The organism is Streptomyces sp. NK08204 (assembly GCF_020400585.1).
Classification (GTDB): domain Bacteria; phylum Actinomycetota; class Actinomycetes; order Streptomycetales; family Streptomycetaceae; genus Streptomyces.
The window spans coordinates 345404-371627 of record NZ_JAINVF010000006.1 but is presented as its reverse complement, the minus strand read 5'-3'; the positions used below and the strand labels follow the sequence as shown (position 1 = coordinate 371627).

Annotated in this window: 21 protein-coding genes; 12 read left to right on the top strand and 9 right to left on the bottom strand. The window is 72.3% G+C overall.

The genetic code is table 11. The features are described 5' to 3' along the window. From K7G59_RS13340 to K7G59_RS13305, 8 genes are all read left to right on the top strand, one after another. On the top strand, positions 1–283 hold a 283-nt coding region (locus K7G59_RS13340; protein WP_225833771.1), incomplete at its 5' end, for an alpha-glucosidase C-terminal domain-containing protein. A 31-nt stretch (positions 284–314) separates the two neighbouring features. Next, positions 315–1676: a maltokinase gene (locus K7G59_RS13335; protein WP_225833769.1), complete on the top strand. Its 1362-nt coding sequence runs from the start codon at positions 315–317 to the stop codon at positions 1674–1676. Between the two features lie 4 nt (positions 1677–1680). Next, positions 1681–3888, top strand: coding sequence for a 1,4-alpha-glucan branching protein GlgB (gene glgB / locus K7G59_RS13330; protein WP_225833767.1), 2208 nt, complete (start codon positions 1681–1683; stop codon positions 3886–3888). 93 nt (positions 3889–3981) lie between these two features. Beyond that, on the top strand, positions 3982–5070 hold the full coding sequence (locus K7G59_RS13325) for a glutamate--cysteine ligase (RefSeq protein WP_225833764.1): 1089 nt from the start codon (positions 3982–3984) through the stop codon (positions 5068–5070). A gap of 146 nt (positions 5071–5216) precedes the next feature. Beyond that, the gene (locus K7G59_RS13320; protein ID WP_225833762.1) at positions 5217–7121 is read left to right on the top strand and encodes a long-chain fatty acid--CoA ligase; all 1905 of its coding nucleotides are present in this window, start codon (positions 5217–5219) and stop codon (positions 7119–7121) included. 62 nt (positions 7122–7183) lie between these two features. Further along, positions 7184–7612, top strand: a complete 429-nt coding sequence (locus K7G59_RS13315) for an ATP-binding protein (RefSeq protein ID WP_225833814.1) — start codon at positions 7184–7186, stop codon at positions 7610–7612. A 183-nt stretch (positions 7613–7795) separates the two neighbouring features. Next, positions 7796–9172, top strand: a complete 1377-nt coding sequence (locus K7G59_RS13310) for an NAD(P)/FAD-dependent oxidoreductase (protein ID WP_225833812.1) — start codon at positions 7796–7798, stop codon at positions 9170–9172. Between the two features lie 49 nt (positions 9173–9221). Further along, positions 9222–11507 (top strand): FUSC family protein, encoded by a 2286-nt coding sequence (locus tag K7G59_RS13305; RefSeq protein ID WP_225833759.1) that lies wholly within the window; start codon positions 9222–9224, stop codon positions 11505–11507. Between the two features lie 14 nt (positions 11508–11521). Here the strand turns inward: K7G59_RS13305 and K7G59_RS13300 are convergent, their stop codons facing one another. Continuing rightward, a complete protein-coding gene (locus tag K7G59_RS13300; RefSeq protein WP_225833757.1) occupies positions 11522–12322 on the bottom strand; it encodes a SigB/SigF/SigG family RNA polymerase sigma factor in 801 nt (266 codons plus the stop codon). Between the two features lie 433 nt (positions 12323–12755). On the opposite strand from K7G59_RS13300, the gene K7G59_RS13295 reads away from it, so the two are divergent. Then, positions 12756–13211, top strand: coding sequence for a cyclic nucleotide-binding domain-containing protein (locus K7G59_RS13295; protein ID WP_225833755.1), 456 nt, complete (start codon positions 12756–12758; stop codon positions 13209–13211). 47 nt (positions 13212–13258) lie between these two features. Here K7G59_RS13295 and K7G59_RS13290 read toward each other — a convergent pair whose 3' ends face one another. Further along, on the bottom strand, positions 13259–13873 hold the full coding sequence (locus tag K7G59_RS13290; RefSeq protein WP_225833753.1) for a LysE/ArgO family amino acid transporter: 615 nt from the start codon (positions 13871–13873) through the stop codon (positions 13259–13261). Between the two features lie 66 nt (positions 13874–13939). Here K7G59_RS13290 and K7G59_RS13285 point away from each other — a divergent pair, with 66 nt between their 5' ends. Continuing rightward, the gene (locus K7G59_RS13285) at positions 13940–14827 is read left to right on the top strand and encodes a LysR family transcriptional regulator ArgP (RefSeq protein ID WP_225833751.1); all 888 of its coding nucleotides are present in this window, start codon (positions 13940–13942) and stop codon (positions 14825–14827) included. Between the two features lie 95 nt (positions 14828–14922). Next, the gene (locus K7G59_RS13280) at positions 14923–15171 is read left to right on the top strand and encodes a WhiB family transcriptional regulator (RefSeq protein WP_225833749.1); all 249 of its coding nucleotides are present in this window, start codon (positions 14923–14925) and stop codon (positions 15169–15171) included. Positions 15172–15175: 4 nt separating this feature from the next. Here K7G59_RS13280 and K7G59_RS13275 read toward each other — a convergent pair whose 3' ends face one another. The 7 genes from K7G59_RS13275 to K7G59_RS13245 all read right to left on the bottom strand — a co-directional run bounded on the left by K7G59_RS13275 (position 15176) and on the right by K7G59_RS13245 (position 24829). Continuing rightward, positions 15176–17071, bottom strand: a complete 1896-nt coding sequence (locus K7G59_RS13275) for a cell wall metabolism sensor histidine kinase WalK (RefSeq protein WP_225833747.1) — start codon at positions 17069–17071, stop codon at positions 15176–15178. Then, complete coding sequence (locus K7G59_RS13270) at positions 17068–17772, bottom strand: response regulator transcription factor (protein ID WP_225833745.1); 705 nt, start codon at positions 17770–17772, stop codon at positions 17068–17070. The genes K7G59_RS13275 and K7G59_RS13270 overlap by 4 nt, the downstream gene beginning before the upstream one ends. A gap of 92 nt (positions 17773–17864) precedes the next feature. Next, positions 17865–19292: a M1 family metallopeptidase gene (locus K7G59_RS13265; protein ID WP_374114218.1), complete on the bottom strand. Its 1428-nt coding sequence runs from the start codon at positions 19290–19292 to the stop codon at positions 17865–17867. A gap of 258 nt (positions 19293–19550) precedes the next feature. Next, complete coding sequence (locus K7G59_RS13260) at positions 19551–20438, bottom strand: carbohydrate ABC transporter permease (RefSeq protein ID WP_225833743.1); 888 nt, start codon at positions 20436–20438, stop codon at positions 19551–19553. Between the two features lies 1 nt (position 20439). Beyond that, a complete protein-coding gene (locus K7G59_RS13255; protein WP_225833741.1) occupies positions 20440–21519 on the bottom strand; it encodes a carbohydrate ABC transporter permease in 1080 nt (359 codons plus the stop codon). A 231-nt stretch (positions 21520–21750) separates the two neighbouring features. Then, positions 21751–23031 carry an ABC transporter substrate-binding protein gene (locus K7G59_RS13250; protein ID WP_225833739.1) on the bottom strand — a complete coding sequence of 427 codons (1281 nt, stop codon included), beginning with the start codon at positions 23029–23031 and terminating at the stop codon, positions 21751–21753. 100 nt (positions 23032–23131) lie between these two features. After that, on the bottom strand, positions 23132–24829 hold the full coding sequence (locus K7G59_RS13245) for a glycoside hydrolase family 13 protein (protein WP_225833737.1): 1698 nt from the start codon (positions 24827–24829) through the stop codon (positions 23132–23134). Positions 24830–25149: 320 nt separating this feature from the next. Between K7G59_RS13245 and K7G59_RS13240 the strand changes: the two genes are divergently transcribed. After that, positions 25150–26220, top strand: coding sequence for a LacI family DNA-binding transcriptional regulator (locus K7G59_RS13240; protein WP_308295025.1), 1071 nt, complete (start codon positions 25150–25152; stop codon positions 26218–26220). Positions 26221–26224 lie beyond the last annotated feature (4 nt).

The following is a 26224-nucleotide window of genomic DNA, read 5'->3' as shown; positions in this document are numbered from 1 at the left end:
ACTGGGCACGTTCACGGAACTCACCTCCTCGAACCCGGCGGTCCTGGCGTTCCTGCGCGAGTACGGCGACGACCTGGTGCTGTGCGTCAACAACTTCTCCCGGTTCGCCCAGCCCACGGAGCTCGACCTGCGGGTCTTCGACGGCCGCCACCCCGTCGAACTGATCGGCGGGGTGCGCTTCCCCGCCATCGGCGAACTGCCCTATCTGCTGACCCTCGCGGGCCACGGCTTCTACTGGTTCCGGCTCTCCCGAGTCGCATCCCGCATCGGCCGCCGCCGCTGACCGACCGGCGCCGAGGAAAGGACGCGTCACCATGCCGAAGACCATCACACTCCGACCGCGGACCACGGCCGTCGAGCGGCCCCTGGCCTCGCTCAGCGGGCTGTTGCGCGAATGGCTGCCGAGCCAACGCTGGTTCGCGGGCAAGGACCGGCCCGTCACCGATCTGTCGTTGCTGTCCCTGACCGAGCTGTTCCCGGGCTGCATGCACCTGCTGGTCCACGCCTCGCACGCTCCGGTGCCCACTCCCGGCGGCACTCACCCGCCCGGTGACTGCTACCAGTTGCTGCTCGGTGTGCGCGAGCATCTCGCCCCGCGTCTGGAACGCGCCTACATCGGCCGCGCCGAGAAGGGCCCGCTGGCCGGCCTCGCCGTCTACGACGCGCTGCACGACCCGCGCTGTGCCCATCTCCTGCTGGAGCGGCTGAGACAGCCCGGCGCGGCAGGCCCGCTGCGCTTCGATGCGGACCCGGCCACCCGGGTGCCCGGGGGTCTCCCGCCGCGCCTGCTGGACGCCGAGCAGTCCAACTCGTCGATCGTGTACGGCGACGCGTACATCCTGAAGGTCTTCCGCCGCATCCAGCCGGGCGTCAATCCCGACCTGGAGGTGCCGGCCGCGCTGGCCGCGCAGGGCTGTGCGCGGGTGCCCGCGCCGGTGGCCTGGTTCAGCACCGCGGCTCCGCGCCCGGCCACGCTGGGTGTCCTCCAGCCGTTCCTGCCCGACGCCTCCGACGGCTGGACGCTGGCGCTGCGCGCGCTCTCGACGGGTGACGACTTCACCGCCGAGGCCCGTGAGCTGGGCCGGGCCATGGCCGAGGTGCACACCGCGCTGGCGCAGGCGTTCCCGCCCGCCGGACAGACCGAGAACGGCGCCACCGCGCGGGCGATGAGCGCGCGGCTGGACGCCGCCGCGCACGCCGTGCCCGCGTTGCGCCCGTTCGTGCCCGGCCTGCGGGCCGCGTTCGCCGCCCTCGCCACCTGCGACGCCGGCCCGCCGTCCCAGCGCATCCACGGAGACCTGCATCTCGGGCAGGTGCTGCAGGCCGGCCGCGACTGGTTCGTCATCGACTTCGAGGGCGAGCCGTCCCGTCCGCTCACCGAGCGGTGCGCCGCCCAGTCGCCGGTGCGGGACGTGGCCGGGATGCTGCGCTCCTTCGACTACGCGGCCCGGCAGCGCCGCCCCTGGCGGCCGGAGTGGGCCCGCCGCTGCCGGGAGGCGTTCTGCGCGGGCTATGCCGCCCAGGCCGGGTGGGACCCGCGCAAGAAGCACGCGTTGCTGCGGGCGCACGAGACGGACCGCGCGGTCTACGAGGTTCTGTACGAGGCCCGGCACAGGCCCGACTGGCTGCCGGTACCGATGGCCGCGATCAAGCGGCTCGCCGTCTGGGGAGGCTGACGACATGGCATTGCGCGACACTTCACTGCCCGAGGCCGCGGGGCGCGTGGCGGCCAGGGCCGTACCGCTGGCCCCCGCCGAACGCGACCGCCTGCTCGGCGGCGCGCACCACGATCCGCACGCCCTGCTGGGCGCGCACCCGGTTGCGGGCGGCACCCTGTTCCGGGCGCTGCGCCCGAACGCCCGCTCGGTGAGCGTGCTGGTGGACGGGGTGCGCAACCAGCTCGCGTCGGAGGGCGGCGGGCTCTTCTCCGCCGTGCTGCCGTACCCCGAGATCCCGTCGTACACGCTGCTCGTGGCGTACGACGACGGCGAGCAGGAGGCGCACGACCCGTACCGCTTCCTGCCCGCCCTCGGCGAGCTGGACCTGCATCTGATCCGGGAGGGCCGGCACGAGCAGCTGTGGAAGGCGCTCGGCGCGGAGCCGATGACCCACCAGGGCGTGCGCGGCACCCGCTTCACGGTGTGGGCGCCGAACGCCCAAGGGGTGTGCGTCGCCGGGGACTTCACGTACTGGGACGGCACCCAGTACCCGATGCGTTCACTGGGCGCGTCCGGCGTGTGGGAGCTGTTCCTGCCGGACATCGGCGAGGGCACCCGGTACAAGTTCCAGATCACCTCCCGCCACGGTCACCGGTTCCTCAAGGCCGACCCGATGGCACGGCGCACGGAGATGCCGCCGGACACGGCGTCGGTCGTGGCGGTGTCGCGGTACGAGTGGGGGGACGCGGAGTGGATGGCGCACCGCGGTGACACCCCGGTGCACGAGGCGCCGTTCTCGGTGTACGAGGTGCATCTGCCCTCGTGGCGACCCGGGCTGACCTATCGCGGACTGGCGGAGGAACTCCCGGCCTACGTGAAGGAGATGGGCTTCACGCACGTGGAGCTGATGCCGGTCGCCGGGCACCCGTTCAGCGGTTCCTGGGGCTACCAGGTCACCTCCTACTACGCGCCCACGCCCCGCCTCGGTTCCCCGGACGACTTCAGACACCTGGTGGACGCACTGCACCGGGCCGGCATCGGCGTGATCATGGACTGGGTGCCCGCGCACTTCCCCAAGGACGACTGGGCGCTGGCCCGGTTCGACGGCGACGCCTTGTACGAGCCCGGCGACTGGCGGCGGGCCGAGCATCCGGACTGGGGGACGTACGAGTTCGACTACGGGCGCACCGAGGTGCGCAACTTCCTGGTCGCCAACGCGGTGTACTGGTGCGAGGAGTTCCACATCGACGGCCTGCGCGTGGACGCGGTCGCCTCCATGCTCTACCTCGACTACTCCCGCGACTCCGGGCAGTGGGAGCCGAACGTGTTCGGCGGGCGGGAGGACCTGGACGCGGTCGCCTTCCTCCAGGAGATGAACGCCACGGTCTACCGGCGCTGCCCGGGTGTGGTGACCATCGCCGAGGAGTCCACGGCGTGGGACGGCGTGACCCGGCCGACGGACAGCGGCGGCCTCGGCTTCGGACTGAAGTGGAACATGGGCTGGATGCACGACTCGCTGGAGTACATCCAGCACGAGCCGGTGCACCGCAGGTACCACCACAACGAGATGACCTTCTCGATGGTGTACGCCTACAGCGAGAACTACGTCCTGCCGATCTCCCACGACGAGGTCGTCCACGGCAAGCAGGCGCTGGTGTCGAAGATGCCCGGCGACTGGTGGCAGCGGCGCGCCAACCACCGCGCCTATCTCGCCTTCATGTGGGCCCACCCGGGCAAGCAGTTGCTCTTCATGGGCCAGGAGTTCGCGCAGGGCGCCGAGTGGTCGCACGAGCAGGGGCCCGAGTGGTGGCTGCTCGACGACGACTACCACTCCGCCGGTGACCACCGGGGTGTGCGGGATCTGGTGCGGGAGCTGAACACCCGGTACCGGGCGACACCGGCGCTGTGGCAGCGGGACACCGATCCGGGCGGTTTCCGGTGGGTGCTGTGTGACGCGGCGGACGACAATGTCTTCGCGTTCCTGCGGTTCGCCGCCGACGGCACGCCCCTGCTGGCGGCCTCGAACCTGTCCCCCGTCGTCCGTGAGGACTACCGCCTCCGGGTCCCCGACGAGGTCCCGGCCTGGCAGGAGGCGCTGAACACGGACGACACGCGTTACGGCGGCAGCGGTGTCGGCGTCGGTGCTCCGGGGGCCCTGAAGCCCGAGGACGGGTTCCTCCGGCTCCGGCTGCCACCGCTCGCCACTGTCTGGTTGACGCCCGTGCGCTGAGCCCGCAGGTGTCGGCGCCCCTCTGCGACGGGCAGTCAGGCTCGTACAGACCCACGGCTGCTCCATGTGGCATGGACAGAAGGGCGGTACGGCGTGCGCACTGTCGGAGTGGAGGAGGAACTGCTTCTGGTCGACGCGGACAGCGGGGAGCCGAAGGCACTGTCGGCCGCCGTCCTCGCCCGTGCCGCCGAGGACCATCGCGGGCAGGACGTGTTCCAGGAGGAGCTGTTCGGGCAGATGCTGGAGTTCGCCACGCATCCGCAGCGGGACATGGCGGACCTGCGCGCCGAGATCGTGCACTGCCGCAAGGAGGCGGCCCTGCTCGCCGGGGAGGCAGGTGGCGCCGTCGCCGCGCTCGCCACCTGTCCGCTGCCGATCACCCCCGCGCTCACCCGGCGCGAACGCTACGAGTGGATGGCCGGGCAGTTCGGGACCGCCACGCACGACCAGCTCGTGTGCGGCTGCCATGTGCATGTGGCGGTGGAGTCCGACGAGGAGGGCGTCGCCGTCATCGACCGGCTCCGGCCGTGGCTCGCGGTGCTCCGCGCGATCAGCGCCAACTCACCGTTCTGGCAGGGCCAGGACACCGGCTACGCCGGGTACCGCAGCCGGCTGTGGGCGCGCTGTCCGTCGTCGGGGCCGACCGAGCTGTTCGGCTCGGCCGAGCGGTACCACCGGCAGGTGGCGGACATGGTGGCCAGCGGGGTCATCCTCGACGGGGCGATGGTCTACTTCGACGCACGCCTGTCCGCGAAGCACCCGACGGTGGAGATACGGGTGGCGGACGTGTGCCTGCGGGCGGCCACCACCGTCCTCGTCGCCGCGCTGGCCCGCGCCCTGGTGGAGACGGCGGCACGCGACTGGCGGGCCGGCCGGCCGCCGCTGGACCACAGCGTGAGCCTGCTCAGAATGGCCGCCTGGCATGCCGCCCACTCGGGTCTGGACAAGGACCTGCTCGACCCCGTGACCATGCGGCCCAGACCCGCCGAACAGGTGCTGCGCTCGCTGCTGGAGCACAGCGGGCAGGCGCTGGCCGACCACGGTGACGCCGCCCTGGCCGAGGAGGCCGTCGCCGAACTGATGCGCCGGGGCAACGGCGCACGCGAGCAGCGGCTGCTGCTGGAGCAGACGGGCAGTCTGCGCAGCGTCGTCACCGAGTGTGTGCGCCGCACCCAGGACTGAGGGTCGCCCGGGACCGGCGCAGATCATCAGCCGATCACGACTTGCCTGTTCCGGGCGCCGGAACCCGCTCCCTGGGCTAGATTCGAGCACCGCCGACCGCACAGCCGGGCGGCGGAGTGACCCTCCGTACCCACCGGGAGCAGCGCATGCAGGACGTCGCCCTCGCTCCATCGGCCACCCCGCCGCTCACCGGCGGCCTCGCCGACAGCATCTTCGACACAGCCGAACGCCACCCGACCCTGCCCGTGCTCGCGCGCCGCCCGGATCGCGCCGCCGACCGCTGGGAGGAGGTGACGGCGGTCGAGCTGCGGGACGAAGTGGTCGACCTGGCCAAGGGACTGGTCGCCGCCGGCATCTCGCCGGGCCACCGCGTGGCCCTGATGTCCCGCACCCGCTACGAGTGGACCGTGCTCAGTCACGCGCTGTGGGCCGTCGGCGCGGAGGTCGTAGCGGTCCATCCGGCCTCGTCCCGCGACCAGGTCGAGTGGATCCTGCGGGACGCCGACTGCGTGGCCGTCGTGGTGGAGGACGAGCAGGGCGTCATGACCGTCGGCACGGTGTGCGCGGGCCTGCCCCGGCTGCGGCACGTGTGGCAGCTGGACGCGGGCCTGCTGCGCGAGCTGGCGGAGCGGGGCGCGGACATCCCGCTGACCACGGTGGAGTCGCTGCGCCGGATCGTGCTGCCGGACTCGACGGCGGCCGTCGTCTACACCTCCGGCACCTCGGGCCGGCCGCTGGGCTGCGCGCTGACCCATCGCGGTCTGGCCTACCCGTGCGACACCCTGCTCGCCGGCTGGGGCCACACGGCGGCTCCTCCGGGCGAACAGCCGTCCGTGCTGGCCTTCCTGCCGTTCTCCCATGTGTACGGGCTCATGATCCAGCTCATCTGCGTGCGCGGCGGGATCCTGCTGGCGCACGAGCCGGAGTGCACCGAGACGGCAGTGACATCGGGGCTGCGCACCTTCCGGCCGACGTATCTGTACGGGGTGCCGTCGGTGTTCGAGAAGCTGTACAAGACGTTCCTGCGCGGCTCCCAGCAGGCGGGCCGGGGTGCCCTGTTCGAGCGGGCCGCGCAGACCGCGCGGGACTTCGCCGAGGCACAGCAACGCGCGCGGCTGGGAACCGGGGCGGGTCCCGGGTTCGATCTCAGGGTGCAGCACGCGCTGTACGAGCGGACCGTGTACCGCAAGCTGCGGGCCGCGCTCGGCGGGCGCGTGGTGCGGGGCACCTCGGCCGGGTCGTCGCTCAGCCGGGACCTGTCCCTGTTCTATGCGGGCATCGGCCTGTTCGTCCATGACGGGTACGGGCTGACGGAGACCTCCGGCGGGGTCACCATGCAGCCGCTGGGCCGGGAGAAGTCGGGCACCGTGGGTCATGCGCTGCCGGGCACCGAGATCCGGGTGGCCGACGACGGGGAGATCCTGGTGCGGGGGCCGTCGGTGTTCCAGGGCTACATCAGCGACGAGCCGAGGACGCGGGCGGCGCTGCGCGGTGACTGGCTGGCCACCGGGGACATCGGGCACCTCGATGCCGAGGGCTTTCTGACGATCACGGGCCGCAAGAAGGACGTCATCGTCACCAGCGGTGGCCAGAGCGTGGCCCCGGCGCCGTTGGAGCAGCGGCTGCGTATGCATCCGCTGGTCCACCAGGCGGTGGTCGTCGGCGACGGCCGTCCCTGCGTCGGCGCGCTGATCACCCTGGACCCGGACTTCCTCGCGCACTGGCGGTCCGCCCTGGCGCTGTCCGGGGACGCCAAGGCCCGGGAGGCGCGGGAGGAGAACGCGCTGCGGGAGGAGATCGCACGGGCGGTGTCGAGCGCCAACAGCGCGGTGTCCCGTGCCGAGTCCATCCGGGTCCACCTGGTGCTGCAGGAGCCGTTCGCCCAGGACAACGGGCTGCTCACGCCGTCCATGAAGCTGCGCAGGGAGGCCATCACCCGGCACTACGCCGCTCAGATCGACGCGATGTACGCGGCGCGCTCCCGCACCTTCGGACGGCCCGGGACGCGGGAGCCGGCCGACTGGGAGGAGCCGGACAGCGTCTTCCGCTGAGAAATTGCCGACGCGTACCCGGTGCGAGTACGGGAACTCGCAGCGTGGAGGTCGGCGACGTGATGGCGGACAGGCGCAGGAACGGCATACCGGCGGAGGAGGAGTACCAGCGTACGTTCTCCTTCCCGGGTGAGCTGCGCAATGTCACCGGGGCGCGGCTCGCGGCGGAGGAGTTCCTGAGCGTCCTCGCGCGGAACTCGCCGCCCGGCATGCCCGAGCACTGGGACGACATCCTGCTGGTCGTCACCGAGCTGGCCGCCAACGCCGTCCAGTACGCCCCCGGACCCTTCGGGCTGAGCCTGCGCCGGACCTTCGACGGAGTGCACGTCACGATGCGCGACACCAGCAGGACGCGGCCCGAGCCGCGCCCCTTCCGGCCGCGCACGGGCGGCGGCGGCATCGGCTGGCACCTGGTGCAGACGCTGTGTCACCAGGTGAGCGTCGTCGTCGACGACCGCGGCAAGGACATCCATGTGTTCCTGCCCTGGTGAGGTGTATCCGTACGGCTTCCGGTTACTCCGCCTGCCAAGGAGCGTGCCGGCGCGCACCCGTTCGTCTGCCTGCCGCACCCGGCTGGCGCCACGGCTCGGAGCGCGGTGGGATCGAAGGCGGTGCGCAGCGATCCAGGGCGCCCGAACGGCGTCGAGTCGGACCGCCTGGAGCCGCAGGAAGGGATGGACATCGTGACACGACCCAGGATCCTGGTGGTCGGCGCAGGCTTCGCCGGAGTCGAGTGCGTCCGCCGCCTGGAGCGCAAGCTCGCCCCCGCCGAGGCCGACCTCACCCTGGTGACGCCGAACTCCTACCAGCTCTATCTGCCCTTGCTGCCCCAGGTCGCCTCGGGTGTGCTCACACCGCAGTCGATCGCCCTGTCGTTGCGCCGCAGCAGGAAGTACCGCACGCGCATCCTTCCGGGGGGCGCGATCGGCGTGGACCTGAAGGCCAAGGTGTGCGTCGTGCGCACCATCACCGACCGGATCGTCGACGAGCCGTACGACTACATCGTGCTGGCACCGGGCAGCGTGACCCGGACCTTCGACATCCCGGGGCTGAGCGAGCACGCCTTCGGGATGAAGACCCTGGCGGAGGCCGCCTACATCCGCGACCACGTCATCTCGCAGCTCGACCTTGCGGACGCCGCGGACAACCGTGCCGAGCAGGCCGCGCGGCTGCAGTTCGTGGTGGTCGGCGGCGGGTACGCCGGCACCGAGACCGCGGCCTGTCTGCAGCGGCTCACGCACGGGGCCCTCGAGCGTTATCCGCGCCTGGACCCGGCGCTGATCAGGTGGCATCTGATCGACATCGCGCCGAAGCTCATGCCGGAGCTGGGCGAGAAGCTCGGCCGCAGCGCGCAGGAGATCCTGGGCCGGCGCGGGATCGAGGTCTCGCTCGGGGTGTCGGTCGAGAAGGCGGGCGCGCACGAGGTGACGTTCACCGACGGGCGGGTGGTGCCGACCCACACCCTGATCTGGACGGCCGGTGTGGTCGCCAGCCCGCTGATCGCGACGCTCGGCGCGGAGACGGTCCGGGGCCGGCTCGCGGTCACCGCCGAGATGACGCTGCCGGGCCACGACGGGGTGTTCGCGCTCGGCGACGCGGCGGCCGTGCCGGACACGGCCAAGGGCCGGCACGGTGCGGTCTGCCCGCCCACCGCCCAGCACGCCACGCGCCAGGGCAGGAAGGTCGCCGACAACGTCATCGCGGCCCTGCGGGGCCGGCCGCTGACGCCGTACATGCATCACGACCTGGGGCTCGTGGTCGACCTCGGCGGCAAGGACGCCGTGTCCAAGCCGCTCGGCATCGAGCTGCGCGGGGTGCCGGCCCAGGTGGTGGCCCGCGGATACCACTGGTCGGCGCTGCGCACGAACGTCGCCAAGGCCCGCGTGCTGACCAACTGGCTGCTGAACGCGGTCGCGGGCGACGATTTCGTCCGCACCGGGTTCCAGGCGCGCAAGCCCGCCCGGCTGAAGGACTTCGAGTTCACGGACGCCTATCTGACGCCGGAGCAGGTCCGCGCCCGGGTGGAGGGCGAGACCGCGGGAAGCCCCTGACACCGCCGGTGTGCAGACCGGGTTCCGGTACGGCGAAGAGCGCGGCGGCGTGAGGACGGCGGGACGCTCGGGGCGGGTACGGGTGCGTGACCGGCTCGCGGCGTGCGATCCCGGGCTGCTGCGGCTGACCGCCGGTCTGCGCACGGTCACCGCCCTCGGTCTCACCCTCGCCGTCCTGGCCGCCTTGCGGGTTCCGGTGCCCCAGTTGGTCGCGGGTGCCATGGCGGCGATGGTCGCCACGTTCGCCGTCCGGGAGAGGCAGCGCTCGCGGCAGGCGGTCACGCTCGCGCTGGGCCTGCCCGTGGCACTGGTCTCGGTGTCGCTCGGGACGCTGCTGAACCGGCACGTCGTGGCCGGCGACCTGTTCTTCGTCGCCCTCATCTTCTGCGCCGTCTACGGCCGCCGGTTCGGCGACCGCGGTACGGCGCTCGGCCTGATCGGCTTCCAGATCTATTTCCTCTCCCTGTTCGTGCACGCGACCGTCTCCGTGCTGCCCGCCCTCTACGGCGTCATCGGCGTGGCGTTCGGGTGCAGCGCCGCCGCCCGTTTCGTGCTGGTGCCGCAGACCCCGGCGGGCACGCTGGACCGGCTGCGGCGGGCCTTCCGGGCCCGGCTGGGCCAGCTGATCGGCACGCAGCTGGAGCTGCTGGACGCCGGGCCCGAGGAGGTGGACAAGGTCCTGGCGGACCTGCGCACGGGCACCGCCCGGCTGCACGAGACGGCGCTGATGATCCAGGGGCGGCTGGCGGACGGCACCAGCGACGAGGCACTGGCCCGGCTGCTGCAACGCCGGATCGCGGAAGCCGAGATCGCCGCCGAGCGGCTCGGACTGCTGCTGCTCACGGCGCGCAGCGCCGAGCGCACCGACACCCTCACCCTGCACCTGCCGGGGGCGGCGCTGCCCCTGGGCGGCGAGCTTCCGGTGCGGGACGAGGCGACGGCCGGACTGCGCCGGGACCTGCGGGCACTGCGGCTGCTGGTGCTGGTGCCCGCAGGTGAGGCGGCGGGCACCGCGCCGTCGCGGGTCCGCGACCGGCTGCTCGGCTACCGCGAGGAGGAGAACCTGCCCAGCGCGTCCCCGGCCGTGCAGGACGTCTTCCGCGGTCTGGGCGAGGCGGCGCGGGCCGCGCTCGGACTGCGGCTCGCCCTGGAAGGGGCACTGGACGCGTCCGACGACGCCCCGCCGACCGCTCGCTCCCGGGAGGAGCTGGACACGGAGGACGCGGCCATCGAGGCCGGCGAGGGGGGCACCACCGAGGAGGCCGGGCCGACGGGGCTGCGACGGCCCACCACCCGGGCCGCCGTGCAGGTGGCGGCCGGTTCCTCGCTGGCCATCGTCGGCGGCGAGCTGCTGTCCAGCCAGCGCTGGTACTGGGCGGTGCTGACCTGCTGGATCGTTTTCCTCAACACCGCGTCCACGGGTGAGATCCTGATGAAGGGCTACCGGCGGCTGCTGGGCACGGTGCTCGGCGTGGTGGCCGGGATCGGGCTCGCCGGGCTGGTCGGGCACCACACGTGGACGGCGTTCGCGCTGGTGCTGCTGTTCGTCTTCGCGATGTTCTACACCGCGCCGCTGTCCTACACGCTGATGTCGTTCTTCGTCACGGCGATGCTGGGCCTGCTGTACACGCTGCTGAACACCTACAGCCCGTCGGTGCTGCTGCTGCGCGTGGAGGAGACGGCGCTCGGCGCGGGCTGCGGGGTGATCGCGGCGGCGCTGGTGCTGCCGGTCGGGACCGACCGGCGTACCAACGAGCTGCTCGTCGGCGTACTGGACCGGCTCGCCGATGTCACCCGGGCCGCCGTCGACCAGCTGAGCGGCGGACCGGTCGCCGATCTGGTGGAGCGGGCGCGCGAGCTGGACCAGGCACTGGCCGACCTGCGCGCGGCCACCCAGCCGCTGACCCATCCGATCACCCCGCTGCGCGCCCGCCGGGACACCGCCCGCTATGTCGTGGCGCTGCTGGAGACCTGCGCGTACCACGGACGTTCACTCGCGGCGACCGCCGAGCTGCTGCCGACCCACCCGGCGATCGCGGCGGATCCGCGGTTGCGCGGGGCGGGTGCCCGGATCGTGCGCAACATCGAGGCGATCGCCGCGCACGTGGCGGATCCGCGGTCCCCGGCGTCGGTGGAGACGGGCCCGAGCATCGCCTCGATGCTGGAGCCGGGCACGCTGGGCACCCCTCGCTACGGCCGGGTCACGGACCGGGTCCTGCGGCATCTCCAGCGGCTGGACGAGGCGGTCTCCGGCCTGGCCCGCCCGCTCGGCCTCGTGCCGGACCGGTCCGCGAAGCCGTGGACCGCGGAGAGGACGGCGCTGCCGGAGAAGTGATGTGCGAGGCGTCGTCACACGGCGGGCCGGCCGTGCGGGCGTCGGCCGCCCAGGGCCTCCTCGCGGATGCGGGCGCAGCTGCGGCTGATGAGCCGGGAGACGTGCATCTGGGAGATGCCGAGGCGGTCGGCTATGCGGCTCTGCGTCATGTCCTCGAAGAAGCGCATGTAGAGGATGGCCCGCTCCCGTTCGGGCAGCCGGCGCAGGCCCTCCTTGGCGGCCTCGCGGTCGACCACCACGTCGTAGGACGAGTCGACGCAGCCGAGCGTGTCGGCGAGGCTGTGGCCGTCTGCGTCGGCGGACACCTCGGCGTCCAGGGACAGGGTGCTGTAGCTCTCCAGTGCCTCCATCCCGGCGGCGACCTCGTCCTCGGTGAGTCCGGTGTGGGTGGCGATGGCAGTCACGGTGGGTTCGGGTGTGCCGGGGTGCTGGGTGAGGTCGCGGCGGGCCACTCGCACCCGGTTGCGCAGTTCCTGCACCCGGCGGGGCACCCGCAGGGCCCACATCCGGTCCCGGAAGTGCCGCTTGATCTCGCCGGTGATGGTGGGCACGGCGTAGCTCTCGAAGGCGCCGCGCGCGGGATCGAACCGGTCGACGGCCTTGACCAGGCCCAGGGCGGCCACTTGGCGCAGGTCCTCGGCGGATTCGCCCCGGTCACGGAACCGGCTGGCGATCCGGTGGGCCATGGGCAGCCAGGCGGTGACGAGTTCGGCGCGTACGGTGTCCCGTTGGCAACCGTCGCCCAGCTCCGCGAGCCTTGCGAACAGGGCCTCGGTGTCAGGCGCGTCGTGATGGGTCCTCCGCTTGTCGAGCATCCCTTCCCTCCCTGAGTGGTGCCGGATCGCACGGGTCACTCCTCTTCGGCTGACCTGTTGGCGCGCTGTCAAACACCGTGGGGTGACGTTGTCGTCATCGGGTGTCATCGGCGGGCTCGTGCCGGGCACCGGGTGGAGGAGCCCGGCGGGGCCGTCGTGAGCAGCGACAGCGAGTGAAACAGGTCACGTGGCTTGTCTTGATTGCATACGTCACCGCTTGGTGGTTTAGTGTTCATCCATACGTGGTGACGGAGCAGGACCGGAACCGTCCTTCCGCTCCGCCCCGTGCCACCTCATACGGCCCTGGCTGGTTTCCCCCGTCCAGCCAGGGCTTTTTCCTGTCCGCGGCCCTCGAGGTGCCCGGGACAGCGGCAGCGGCTGAAATGGGCTTAGGGAAAGCACCCGTACCTCCGCCGGCGAGGAGCCCCGCGCCATGACCAAAGCGATCAAACTGCTGACCGCGCTGCCACAGGCGCAGCGCGAACGCCTGATGGAACTGGCCAAGGAGGTCTCCTTCCCGGAGGACGCCCGGATCTTCGAGGCGGGCGGCACCGCCGACCGCTTCTGGGTGATCCGCTCGGGCGCGGTCAACCTGGACCAGGAGGTCACCTCCCGGCAGCGGGTGACCGTGGCCACGCTGGGCGCCGGCGACATGCTCGGCTGGTCGTGGCTGTTTCCGCCGTACCAGTGGGACTTCGGGGCGGTGGCCTTCAGCAACGTACGCGCCTACGAGTTCGACGGCCCGTCGGTGCTCGCGCTGTGTGTGGAGGACCCCCTGCTCGGCCTGTCGCTGGTGCGGACCGTCGCCGAGGTCCTCGCGCACCGGCTGGAGACGACCCGCGGCAAGCTGCTGGACCAGTACGCCCTGCGCAAGCGCGGACCGGTGTAGGCCGCCCGCACGCACCGCCGGCTGCCGCGGTCGCCGCACGGGCCGGCTCAGGCCCCGGCGACGAGCGTGACGCCGAGCGCGAGCATGGTGGCGGCGACCAGGCCGTCCAGGAACCGCCAGGCGGCGGGCCTGGTCAGGACGCGGCCGAGCAGCCGGGCGCCGAAGCCGAGCGCGGCGAACCAGCACAGGCTCGCGAACGCGGCGCCCAGACCGAAGGTCCAGCGCAGCGAACCGTGGCCGGCGGCGAGCGAGCCGAGCAGGAACACGGTGTCCAGGTAGACGTGCGGGTTGAGCCAGGTCAGGGCCAGGCAGGTCAGCACCGCCCGACGGCGGGAGCCGGCCGCCTCGCCGTCCGTGCGCAGCCCGGTGCCGGGTCGCAGGACCCGGCGGGCGGCGAGGGCCCCGTAGCAGAGCAGGAAGGCGCCGCCGACGATCCCGACGGCCCTGAGCGCCCCGGGCCAGGCCACCACGGCAGCGCCGACCCCGCCGACACCGAAGGCGATGAGCACCGCGTCGGACAGGGCGCAGATGGCGACCACGGCGAGCACGGCGTCCCGGCGCACCCCCTGCCGCAGGACGAAGGCGTTCTGCGCGCCGATGGCGACGATCAGGGAGAGTCCGGTGCCGAATCCGGCGACCGCGGCGGTCAGAGCGGGGTTCATGCCGTCGACGCTAGGCAAGCGCGTACGGCAAGTACAGCTAAAGATTCTTACGTACCCTTAGCCATTGTGATGACGGAGCTTCCCCTGGAGCAGGTGCGGACCCTGCTCGCCGTGGTCGACGAGGGCACCTTCGACGCCGCCGCCGCGGCCCTGCACGTGACGCCCTCGGCGGTCAGCCAGCGGGTCAAGGCCCTGGAACAGCGCACCGGCCGGGTGCTGCTCCAGCGCACCAAGCCGGTGCGGCCTACCCAGTCCGGTGCGGTGCTGGTGCGGTACGCCCGGCAGCTGGCGCGGCTGGAGCGGGACGCGCGTGGCGAGCTGGGGCTGAGCGGCGCCGGGGAACCGACGCGGGTGTCGGTCGCGGTGAACGCGGACTCGTTGGCGACCTGGTTCCTCGGGGCGCTCACCCGGGTGCGGGGCCTGTGCTTCGAGCTGCACCGCGAGGACGAGGCCCACACCGCGGCACTGCTGCGCGAGGGCCGGGTGATGGCGGCGGTGACCTCCTCGCCCGAGCCGGTGCCGGGCTGCTCGGTCCGCCCGCTGGGCCGGATGCGCTATCTGCCGGTGGCCGCACCGGAGTTCGCCGCGAGCCACCTCGCCGGGCCCCTGCCGGAGGCGCTGCCCGAGGCCCCCGTCGTGGTGTTCGACCGCAAGGACGACTTCCAGGACGGTTTCGTACGGCGGCTGGGCCGCGGCTCCGCGAGCCCGCTGCGGCACTATGTGCCCACCTCGGAGGGGTTCGTCGACGCGATCGCCGCCGGCCTCGGCTGGGGCATGGTCCCGCAGGCGCAGGCCGAGCCGCTGCTGGCCGGGGGCCGCCTGGTGCGTCTCGTGCCGGACGAGTGGACGGACGTGACGCTGTACTGGCAGCAGTGGAAGCTCGACTCCCCCGCGCTCGCCGCGCTCGCCGACGCGGTTGCGGTGACGGCGGCTCAGGAGCTGCGCGGGCACTGAGCGCAGGCCCGGTGTTTCACCGGCGGTACGACGGTGACCCGAACCGGCGTTGCACCGGTGCTGGGCGGACGACATCGATCGCAGGTGACTTAGAGATGAGCGACTGGCGAGAGCAGGCCGCGTGCCGCGGCACGGACCCCGATCTCTTCTTCCCGGTCGGCACGACCGGCCCGGCGGCACAGCAGACACAGCGTGCCAAGAAGGTCTGCGCGTGCTGCCGGGTCCGCGAGCGGTGCCTTCGGTGGGCGCTGGACACGGGACAGTCCATCGGCATCTGGGGCGGCACCACGGAAACGGAACGACGCGCCCTGCGCCGGCGTGTGAGTGTGCGACGACGTCCCTGAGTCATCAGCCCGTGCGCCCTCGGCCCTCGCCGACGAGTCCTGGGTCGTCCGGCGGGCCGTTGCCGGGCAGGTCGTCCTCGGGCGCCTGTGCCGTCGGCAGCCGCAGGGTGAACAGCGCGCCCGCACCGGGCTCGCTCGCGGCCTCGGCGGTGCCGCCGTGAGCGGCGACGAGGTGCCGGACGATCGGCAGCCCGAGCCCGCTGCCGCCGGTGCGCCTGCTGCGGGACTTCTCCGCCCGCCAGAACCGGTCGAAGACGTGCGGCAGGTCCTCCGGCGCAATGCCCGGCCCGGTGTCGGCGACGGTGAGGACGACTTCGGCGCCGTCGCGGCGGACGGCGAGCGTGACCGTGCCGTCGGCGGGGGTGTGCCGCAGCGCGTTGGAGACCAGGTTCCCGAGCGCCTGCCGCATCCGCACCGGGTCGGCGTCCAGCCAGGCGCTGCCGTCGGCCTCGGTGCGCAGGCCGACACCCGCGGTGCGGGCGGCGACGCTGTGCGCGGCGGCCACCTGGTCGACGAGGTCGCGGGCGCGTACCGGTTCGCGGTGCAGACGCAGGGTGCCCGCGTCGGCGGCGGCCAGGTCCTGGAGGTCGTCGATGATCCGCTGGAGCACCAACGCCTCCTCGTGCAGGGAGTCCAGCAGGTCGGGCTCGGGCTCGACCACGCCGTCGCGGACGACCTCCAGCCAGCCGCGGATGTTGGTGAGCGGGCTGCGCAGTTCGTGCGCGATGTCACTGACCATGGCCCTGCGCTGGGCCTCCAGGCGTTCCCGGCGCTCGGTCAGGTCGTTGAACGCCTCCGCGAGGATCCCGGTCTCGTCCCGTGTGGTCACCGGCACCCGCACATGCAGCTCGGGCGGCTGCTGCGCCGCCTCGGTCAGTGCCCGCAGGGGCCTCACGAGCCGGACGGCGACGACGGCGGTCACCGCGACGGTGACGGCGAGCACCAGGCCGGCCGCGCCGGCCACCTTGGCCTTGTTGCCCGGTGACATGTCGAAGCGGGAGGGGTTCTGGTCACCGATACCGAGGAACAGTTCGGCCACCGGGGCGACGTACGGCTCCAGTTGGGCGCGGCGGGCGGTCAGGACGCAGTTCTGCGCGGCCCGCCCGGCCGGGGCGCCGCGCACCGTTGCGTACTTGGCGGTGAAGTAGCCGAGGCCGAAGGGGTCCCTGCCGCTGGGGTCGAGGGTGAGGAACAACGGCCCGCGCAGGTCCATGCCCACCGCTCGCAGACAGGGCCGGGCCAGCTCGGACAGGGCGTCCAGGGCCCTTTGTTCGGTCGGCACCGGGGTGGTGAGCGTGCCGTCGTCGCACACCGACGCGCCGTACCCGGCGACGTCGTCGCCGTCCGTGCCGGTCAGCACGGGCCGCCCGCTCGGGGTCCGTACGACGGTGGTCTGAAGGCCGTAGTGCGCGTAGCACCGCGTGCGCTTGGCGGCCAGAGTGTCCAGGCTCTCCCGCTCGCCCGTCGTGAGCCGGTACGGGCCGACCACGCGCGGGTCGATGCCGCTGAGCTGGGCGCCGGGCTCGGTGTAGGTGTCGGTGCGCAGCGGGTCGACGGTGGCGGCGGGCCGGGGCGGCAGCGGGGTGCCACGCGGCGCGGAGTCGGCGACGAGGGTGCGGTCGGTGGTGGTGAGGGCGATGCGCCGGCCGGTACGGGCGGCCAGCTCGCGGACGGTGCGCCGGACGTCCGCCCAGTCGGGGTGGGTGGCGGCGTAGCCGCTGAGCCGCGCGAGGATGCTGGTGTCGGCGGCGAGGTCCTGGCCCTGTTCCTCCTTCAGGGCGCTGGTCGTGGTGGTCACCGCGAGCCAGGCGGTGGCCGCGACCGAGCAGACGGCGATGAGCGCCGAGACGAACAGCAGCCGGACGAGCAGCCGTTTACGCAGCGGGATACGGCGCTTCACGGCCGGCCGCCGCTCAGTTTGTAGCCGACGCCGAACACGGTCAGCAGCCTCACCGGCCTCCGCGGGTCGGCCTCGATCTTGCGGCGCAGGTTCATGATGTGCACGTCGACGGCCCGCTCGGTGGAGGCCCGGTCGAACCCGCGGGTGGCCTGCAGCAGTTGCCGGCGGGTGAACACCCGGTCCGGCTCCCCCGCCATGGCCAGCAGGATCTGGAACTCCGCCGGGGTGCAGTCCACCAGGACGCCGTCGCAGCGCACCTCGTGCCGTACGGGGTCGACGCTGATCCCGGCCGCGCGCACGCCGGGGTCCCCGTCCCGTGCACCGCCGCGCCCGCTGCGCCGAAGTACGGTGCGGATGCGTGCCATCAGCTCGCGCGGGCTGTACGGCTTGGTCAGGTAGTCGTCGGCGCCCAGTTCGAGGCCGAGCAGCAGGTCGTCCTCGGCGGAGCGGGCGGTGAGCATCACCACCGGGATGTCCGGGCCGCCGTCACCGCCGCGCAACGCCCGGCACACCGCGAAGCCGTCGAGCACCGGGAGCATCAGGTCGAGGACGACGAGGTCGGGCCCCAGCCTGCGGGCCGCGTCGAGCGCGGCGGCTCCGTCGTGCACCACGGTGGCGGTGTGGCCCGCTGCCAGCAGGGAGCGGCGGATCAGCTCGGCCTGTTTCTCGTCGTCCTCGGCGACCAGTACATGTGCGCACACGAGTCGGATCCTAGGGGCCGGTTGTGCAGAGATGGTGGGGCGCCCGCTGCCGCGCCCGGCCCCGCGCGGACTTGTTCCGAAGTCGCCGGGTTTCAGGCGCTGTCCGGCTTGCCCTGCGCATACAGCCAGGTCTGGAACAGTTCGTCCAGGTCCTGCCCGGACTCCCGCTCGGCGAGCCTCACGAACTGTGCCGTGGTGGCGTGCCCGTCCCGGTGCTGCGCCGCCCAGGCACGCAGGATGCGGAAGAAGGTGCGGTCGCCGACGGCCCGGCGCAGTTCGTGCAGGGTCATGGCGCCACGGGCGTAGACGGGCGTGCCGAAGATGTGCGCGCCGCTGCCCGGGTCGCCGGGCGGGTAGGCCCACAGGCCGTCGCTCGCGGGACGGGCGTAGAGGGCGTCGAAGGTCTGCTGGGCGCTGGCGCCGCCGTGCTGTTCGCTGTAGAGCCACTCGGCGTAGCTGGCGAAGCCCTCGTTGAGCCAGATGTCCTTCCAGGAGGTGAGGGACACCGAGTCGCCGAACCACTGGTGGGCGTTCTCGTGCACGAGGGTGCTCAGTCCGGGCGCCGAGTCGTAGAGCGGCCGGGTCTGGGTCTCCAGGGCGTAGCCGACGTCCGGGGCATGGTCGACGATCGATCCGGCGGCCCGGTACGGGTACGGCCCGAACAGCTTGCTCTCCCACGCCAGCACCGAGGGCAGCTTCTTCAGCACCGGCGCGGCGGCACTCGCCTCGCGCGGGTCGACCGCGTTGTACACCTGGGTGCCGTCGCGGGTCGTGTACTTCTCGACCTTGAACTTCCCGATGGTGGCGGTGGCCAGGTAGGCGGCCATGGGCCGGGTCTCGCGCCAGCGGAAGGTGGTGTGCCCGTGCGCGGTGTGCTGCCCGAGCAGGATGCCGTTGGCGACGGCGGTACGGCCCCGGGGGACGGTGATGGAGAAGTCGTACGACGACTTGTCCTTGGGGTGGGAGTTCGCCGGGAACCAGGTCATGGCGCCCTGTGGCTCGCCCGCGACGAAGGCCCCGTCGTCGGTGGGGATCCAGCCGTCGGCGGAGCCGTCCGGGTCGGTGACCGGCCGGGGCGTGCCGTGGTAGGTGACGGTGACGCGGAACTCCTGGCCACTGCGCAGCGTATGACGCGGGGTGATGATCAGCTCCTGGCCGCTGCGGCGGTGGCCGGCGGCGGCGCGGTCGACGCTGACACCGGTGACCGTCAGGCCCAGGAGGTCGAGGTCGAACCGGGAGAGCCGCTGGGTGGCGCGGGCGGTGAGGACCGCGGTGCCGTCCAGGCGCCGGGAGGTGGTGTCGTAACGGAGCGTCAGGTCGTAGTGGCGGACGTGGTAGCCGCCGTTGCCGCTGAGCGGGAAGTAGGGGTCGCCCGCGCCGGGGGCGCCGGGCGAGCCGCTCGCGCCGGGCCCGGCGGCACCGAGCAGCGAGGCGACGACGACGGGGACGACGGCGAGGGCCGCCTCGCGGCGGAGGACTCCGATGCGTCCTGCGGGGTGGTGCCTGCGGGATGGCGTCACATGCGCTCCTTGGGGGTGGAGGCGGTCATGGCGAAGGGCGCCGTCGGCTCGTGCGCGACGAAGAACGACGACGAACGACGAAGAACCTGGGCGCCCTGCCGGCCGCACCGTACGTGCTCGTCGATGCCATGTGACCACGCGTCACCGGATGGATCCGCGTCGCCACGCCCCGCTCGGGCACGGCACGGCCGGCGCCCGCCCTTCGGCGGCGCGGTGCCCGCGGACGACGTCCGAGGAACACGGCGACGCCACGGGGGGCTACTTCACAGCGCCGGCCGTCAGGCCGGAGATGATGCGCCGCTGGAACAGCAGCACGATCAGCACCAGCGGGATGGTGACGATGGTGCCCGCCGCCATGACGGCGGTGTACGGCTCCTGGTGCGGCTGGGCGCCGGTGAAGTTGGCTATGGCCACGGTGACCGGAGCGACCGCGGCCTTGCCGTTGGACAGCAGGCTGGCCAGCAGATACTCGTTCCATGCCGAGATGAACACCAAGATCGCCGTGGTGAACAGGCCGGGGGCCGCCAACGGCAGGATGACCAGCCGGAACGCCTGCCCGGGCGTACACCCGTCGACCCGGGCGGCCTGCTCCAGCTCCCACGGCATCTCGGCGAAGAAGCTGGTGAGGATCCACACGGTCAGCGGCAGCGCGAAGGAGATGTCCGGCAGGATCAGCGCCTGGTAGGTGCCCAGCCAGTGGATGTCGGTGAACAACTGGAACAGCGGGGTGACAAGGGCCACCCCCGGGAACATCGACGCGCCCAGTACGGCGCCCAGCACCAGGAACTTGCCGCGGAAGCGCAGCCGGGCCAGCGCGTAGGCGGCGAACACCCCGACCAGCATGGCGATGCCGGTGGTGGCCAGGCCGATGACGAGGCTGTTGACCAGCGCCTGACCGAAGTGATTGCCGCGGCTGGTATTGAAGGCGGTGCGGAAGTTGTCCAGGGTGACGTGGGTGGGCCACGGCGTGGTGTCGAAGGTGTAGCCGACATCCCGGAAGGCGGTGACGACCATCCAGTAGAACGGCAGCAGGCACCACAGCACGATCGCGGCGATACCGGCGTACAGGCCCAGGCGGCGGGCGGCGGCCCGCCGGCCGACGGGCGCGGCGGCTGTGCGTGAGGCGGGAACCGATGCTGTCGTCATGTCACTTCACCGCTTGTTGCTGGGACCGGACGATGTTGGCTCCGAACAGCTTCACCAGCAGCATCGCCACCAGGAAGATGAACAGGAACGTGATGGTGGACAGCGCGGACGCAGCGCCGTACCCCTGCTGGAGCTGGTCGATGACCAGGATGGACATCGTGGTGGTGGCGTGGCCGGTGCCGCCGCCGCCGTGGGTGAGGATCGCCGGCAGGTCGTAGATGCGCAGCACGTCCAGGACGCGGAACAGCACGGCGACGACCAGGGCGGGGCGCACCAGCGGCAGGGTGATGGAGGTGAAGCGCCGCCAGGGGGTGGCACCGTCGACCTCGGCGGCCTCGTAGAGTTCACCGGGGATGACCTGCAGCCCGGCCAGGAGCAGCAGGGCCACGAACGGCGTGGTCTTCCACACGTCGCCGATGATCACGGTGAACCGGGACGGCCAGGCACCGTCGGTCCACAGGATGTGCGTGCCCAGTACCCGGTTGACGACGCCGTCGTAGGCGAACATGAAGAACCACAGTTTGGCGGTGACCGCGGTGGGGATCGCCCAGGGCACCAGCACACTGGCCCGCAGCAGCGCCCGGCCCTTGAACTCCTTGTTCATCACCAGGGCCATCATCATGCCCAGGACGACCTCGAGGACCACGGTGATCACCGTGAACAGCAGGGTGACCGTGACGGCGTCCCAGAACTCGCTGCCGAGGGTGCCCCGGGGGCAGCTCACCCCGCCGCAGCGCTGCAGCAGCCAGTGGGTGTAGTTGGAGAAGCCGGCGTGCCCGCCGCCCTGGTCGAAGAACCCACCCTGCAGGGACTGGTCCTTGTCGAAGGACTTCACGACGGCGGCGACCACCGGGTAGCCGATGACCAGGCCGAGCAGCAGCATCATCGGGCTGATCAGGATCAGCGCCAGGCGCCCCTCGCCGGCGGTGGCCCGGGGCCGGCGGCGCCGCGGGGCCTCGGGGCCTTCCCGGTCCGGGGCGGCACCCGCCGGGCTGCGGCCTTCGGTGCCCGGGGACGGTGCGCCGTCCCGTCGGCCGGGGGGTGCAGGCGGTGCGGCCTCGGAACTGGTGGAATCGGCCATGTCCGCCTCCTCTCTGACTGCTCGTCTGCTTGCTCGTCGACCTGCTCGCCCGCGCGGAAGGTACGGCGGGGGCGAGCGGCCTTGCGGGTGGACTCGGTTACCGCGAACGGGGCCGGCCTCCGGACGGCGGGCCGCCGGTGGTTCTCCGGGTCCGTGCCGGACCGCTCGCCGTGGCGGTGGTCCGGCACGGCCCGTGCCCGCACCCCGGGCCGGGGTGCGGGCCGGCGGCCGTCAGTTGCCGCTGGTGGCGGCGTTGATCGCGGCCTGCATGTCCTTCAGCGCCTGGCTGACCGGCTTGTCGCCCTTGATCGCGGCGTAGGCGTTCTCCTCGATCGCGGCGGTGACGCCGGGGTAGAACGGCGTGACCGGCCGGCTCTTGGCGCTCGCCAGGGACTCACCGAGGGTCTTGAGGTAGCCCAGCTTGGGGTCGGCGAGCAGCGTGGGGTCGCTGTACAGGCTCTTGAGCGTGGGCGCGTTGGACTCCTTGACCAGCAGGCGGCGCTGGATGGCGTCGCTCTCGTAGAACTTCATGAAGTCCAGCGCGGTCGCCTTGTGCTTGGAGTACACGCTCATGCCCAGGCTGTGGCCGCCCAGGGTGCTGGCACCGATGCCGTTCGGGCCGGGCTCGGGGGCGACGGCGAACTTGCCCTTGACCACCGAACTGCCGTCGGTCGCGGCGAGGTTGTAGACGTAGGACCAGTTGCGCAGGAACAGCAGCTTGCCGGCCTCGAACGCCTGGCGGCCCTGCTCCTCCTGGTAGGTGATGGCCTCCTTGGGGATGTCGCCGTTCTTGTAGGCGTCCGCGAGGAAGCTCAGGCCCTTGGCGGCCTCGGGGGTGTCGACGTCGGCGGTCTTGCCGTCCTCCTTGACCACGTGGCCGCCGGCCGCGTTGATGGCCTCGGAGGCGTTGACGGTCAGTCCCTCGTACTTGGCGAACTGGCCTGCGTAGCAGCCCATCTTGTGCGCCTTGGCGATCTTGCAGTCCTCGAGCAGCTCTGCCCAGGTGGTGGGCGGGTGGGGCACCAGGTCCTTGCGGTAGTAGAGCATGCCGCCGTCGGAGGTGTTGGGGGCGGCGTACAGCTTGCCCTGGTACGTCGCCGCGTCCACGGCCACCTTCAGCAGCGGAGCGGTGTCGATGCCAAGCTTGCCCTCCAGCGGCTGCAGCCAGCCGTGGGCGGCGAACTCGGGTGTCCACACCACGTCGACGCTGACCACGTCGTAGCCGTCGTCCTTGGCCTTGAAGTGCTGGACGAGGTCGTCGTGCTGCTGGTCGGCGCTGTCGCTCTGCTCCTTGAGGGTCACCTTCTCCTTCGGGTGGCTCTTGTTCCACTCCTGGATGATGCCCTTGACGTCACCGGTGTTGTCCTTTCCCTGGACGTAGGTGATCGGACCGCGGCCGTCTTCGTTCTTGCCGGCGTCGCTGCCCCCGTCGGAGCCTCCGCAGCCGGCTGTTGCCAGGGCCAGCAGGGAGACGCCTGCGATGGGGAGGACCAACCTGGAGTGGATGTTCACCTGTTCTCGCCTTTCGTCGGGGAACTCGGTGTGGAAAGTGGTTGTTTCGGCGGCAGTCCCCCACCCGCGGGGTGCGGGCGGCGGGGGTGGGGGGCGGGTCTCAGCCGGCAGGGGCGGCTTCGGTGTCCGCGGGGAGGCGCAGCCATGCCGTGCTGCCCCCGGGCAGCGTTCCCTCGCGCATCGGCGCGCTGGTGAGCATGGGCGGACCCCACCGTTCGGGCAGGTCGAAGCCGTCCTCGCCGAACACGGTCACGCATAGCGCGGTTCCGCGTCGGAAGGCGAGTACATCGGGGCGGTCGGGTGTGCCGACCCAGGTGATGGACCGGTCGGTGGCGGAGAACAGGTCACGGCGCACGCGCAGCGCGTCGCGGTGCAGGGCGAGCGTGGAGCCGGGGTCGTCGGACTGCTCGGAGCGGGCGTACTCGGCGAACCACTGGGGCTGCGGCAGCCACGGCGCGGCGGCCGTGCCGGGCGGCGAGAAGCCGAAACCGGCCGGGTCGGCCGTCCACGGCAGCGGTACGCGGCAGCCGTCGCGTCCCGGGTCCTGCCGGTCGGAGCGGGTCCACGTCGGGTCCTGGCGGGCGGCGTCGGGCAGGTCGAGCACCTCGGGCAGGCCGAGTTCCTCGCCCTGGTAGAGGTAGTGCGACCCGGGCAGGGCGAGCAGCAGCATGACCGCTGCGCGGGCGCGACGCGTGCCGAGGGCGATGTCGACCTCGCCGCGGGGCCGGGACAGGCCGTTCTCCGCGGGGACGGACGGCGGGTACGGGACCGGGTCGGTGATGCCGTAGCGGGTCACGGCCCGGTGCACGTCGTGGTTGGCCAGGGTCCAGGTGATGGTGGCGCCGGTGGCGCCGATCTCGGCGAAGGCGCGGTCGACGGAGGCGCGGAACAGCGCGGCGTCCCACGGCTGGAGCAGCAGGTCGAAGAAGAACGCCTGCGGCAGTTCGTCCTCGCGCAGATAGGCGGCGAGCGCGGTGACGGTGGGCACCCAGACCTCGCCGACCAGGGTCAGCTCGCGCTCCGGGCCGTAGGAGCGGGCTATCCGGCGCCAGCGGCGGAAGACCTCGTGCACCTCGGGCTGGTCCCAGGCGAACTCGTTGAAACCCTCGCCGTGCCAGTCGGGAAGGTCTGTGTGCTTGTACAGGCCGTGGGCGACGTCGATGCGGAATCCGTCGACACCGCGGTCGAACCAGAACCGCAGCACGTCGTCGAACATCTCGGCGATGTCGGGGTGGCGCCAGTTGAAGTCGGGCTGGGTGACGTCGAAGAAGTGCAGGTACCACTGGCCGGGGGAGCCGTCGGGGTCGGTGGTGCGGGTCCAGGCCGGGCCGCCGAACGCCGACTGCCAGTTGTTCGGCGGGAGTTCGCCGTGCTCGCCGCGGCCGTCGCGGAAGACGAACCGGTCCCGCTCCGGGGAGCCGGGCGTGGCGGCCAGTGCCTCGCGGAACCACGGATGCGCGCTGGAGCAGTGGTTGGGCACCAGGTCCATCAGCACCTTCAGGCCGCGGGCGTGCGCCTCCGCCACGAGTGCGTCGAACACGGCGAGATCGCCGTAGTCCGGCTCTATGTCCTGGTAGTCCGCCACGTCGTAGCCGTGATCGGCCTGCGGGGAGGGATAGCAGGGGTTGAGCCAGAACCCGTCGACACCGAGGTCGCTGAGGTGGTCCAGACGCGCCTGCAGGCCCGCCAGGTCACCGATGCCGTCACCGTTGCCGTCGGCGAAGCTGCGCACGTACACCTGGTAGATCACCGCACTGCGCCACCACTCGGGGGTGGTGGCGTTCGTCCCACGTGGCATACCCGTCCTTACGACGCCTGCATGACTTCCGGGCGGCCACCCATGCCCCGTGCAGCTGTTTTGAACGATCAACAGCTGCCGCTACGCTTCTTTTCGGATGCGCGGGGGACCTGCTCTGACAGGGCTTGCAAGCTAGGGGTCCGCTCGGCAGGGTGTCAATGGGCCGCACAACGCGAATTCCCCTGAACCCGAAGGAAGTTGCCAGGCAGTGGCACGGGTGCCGGCGCCGATCCGGTCAGCCGGAGCCGCTGCCGCGGTGCGGACAGCGCTGTCTCGCAGAGGGGGTTCACCGGCCGGCACGGTGTGCTACTTTCCCGCCCATGCCACCGACTCGGCGTCACCCCACCATGGCCGACGTGGCCGAGAGGGCCGGGGTCTCCGTCTCGACGGTCTCACGCACGCTGCGCGGAATGACCACGGTGTCACCCGAGGCACGGGGCCGGGTGGAGAAGGCGGCCCGCGATCTGTCCTTCGTGGCCTCCCGGCACGCCTCCAGCCTGGTCACCGGGAAGACCGGTGCGGTGGCGGTGCTGGCGCCGACGCTGCGGTCGTGGCTCGTGGGCTCGGTGCTCACCGGCATCGGCGGCGTGCTGCGCCGCGCCGGACTGGACCTGGTGATCTACAGCATCTCCGACCCGGCCGAACGCGCCGCCTTCTTCGACCGGTTGCCGGCCCGCCGCAACGCCGACGCGCTGCTGGTGGTCTCCTTCGACCTGACCGAGGGCGAGTACGCGCGCCTGGACGGTCTGGGCATGCCGGTGGTGTACGTCAGCCAGCGGGCACCCGGGCGGACCAGCGTCTGCATCGACGAGGTGGCCGGGGCCTGTCGCGGCACCCAGCACCTGCTCAACCTCGGTCACCGGCGGATCGCCTTCGTGCGCTGCACCGGGACCAGCGGCTTCGCGCACCGGTCCCAGGAACGGCTGACCGGCTACCGCAAGGCGCTCGCCGACGCGGAACTCCCGGCGGACGACGACCTGCTGGTCGCAACCCCGGGCGGCTGGGCAGGCACCCGCAAGGCGCTGGGCAGTCTGTTCGGGCTGCGCTGCCCGCCCACCGCGGTGTTCGCCGAGGCCGACCACATCGCCCTGGAGGTGATCCGGGTGCTGCGCGACGGGCGGGTCCGGGTGCCGGAGCACGTGTCGGTGCTCGGCTTCGACGACCAGGACCTCGCGGAGTGGATCGGCCTGTCGACGGTGGCGCAACCTGCCGTGGAGATCGGGCAGTCGGCCGCCGAGCTGGCCGCCGCGCTCATCGACGACCCGGGCGCCGACCAGGGGCGCCACATCGTGTTGCCCACGCATCTGGTGCCGCGCGGCAGTACGGCGCCGGTGGCGGGCGGCGCGGCTGCGGAGGCCGGGCCCCCGCGGGGGCGGGAGGCGGGGCCGTGAGACA

What these genes read in the sequence shown, in the direction of transcription:
- K7G59_RS13280 (WP_225833749.1), top strand. Translation starts at nt 14,923, where the DNA reads ATGAGCGACTGGCGAGAGCAGGCCGCGTGCCGCGGCACGGACCCCGAT.
- K7G59_RS13315 (WP_225833814.1), top strand. Translation starts at nt 7,184, where the DNA reads ATGGCGGACAGGCGCAGGAACGGCATACCGGCGGAGGAGGAGTACCAG.
- K7G59_RS13310 (WP_225833812.1), top strand. Translation starts at nt 7,796, where the DNA reads ATGGACATCGTGACACGACCCAGGATCCTGGTGGTCGGCGCAGGCTTC.
- K7G59_RS13255 (WP_225833741.1), bottom strand. Translation starts at nt 21,519, where the DNA reads ATGGCCGATTCCACCAGTTCCGAGGCCGCACCGCCTGCACCCCCCGGC.
- K7G59_RS13320 (WP_225833762.1), top strand. Translation starts at nt 5,217, where the DNA reads ATGCAGGACGTCGCCCTCGCTCCATCGGCCACCCCGCCGCTCACCGGC.
- K7G59_RS13240 (WP_308295025.1), top strand. Translation starts at nt 25,150, where the DNA reads ATGCCACCGACTCGGCGTCACCCCACCATGGCCGACGTGGCCGAGAGG.
- K7G59_RS13295 (WP_225833755.1), top strand. Translation starts at nt 12,756, where the DNA reads ATGACCAAAGCGATCAAACTGCTGACCGCGCTGCCACAGGCGCAGCGC.
- K7G59_RS13300 (WP_225833757.1), bottom strand. Translation starts at nt 12,322, where the DNA reads ATGCTCGACAAGCGGAGGACCCATCACGACGCGCCTGACACCGAGGCC.
- K7G59_RS13260 (WP_225833743.1), bottom strand. Translation starts at nt 20,438, where the DNA reads ATGACGACAGCATCGGTTCCCGCCTCACGCACAGCCGCCGCGCCCGTC.
- glgB (WP_225833767.1), top strand. Translation starts at nt 1,681, where the DNA reads ATGGCATTGCGCGACACTTCACTGCCCGAGGCCGCGGGGCGCGTGGCG.
- K7G59_RS13335 (WP_225833769.1), top strand. Translation starts at nt 315, where the DNA reads ATGCCGAAGACCATCACACTCCGACCGCGGACCACGGCCGTCGAGCGG.
- K7G59_RS13290 (WP_225833753.1), bottom strand. Translation starts at nt 13,873, where the DNA reads ATGAACCCCGCTCTGACCGCCGCGGTCGCCGGATTCGGCACCGGACTC.
- K7G59_RS13245 (WP_225833737.1), bottom strand. Translation starts at nt 24,829, where the DNA reads ATGCCACGTGGGACGAACGCCACCACCCCCGAGTGGTGGCGCAGTGCG.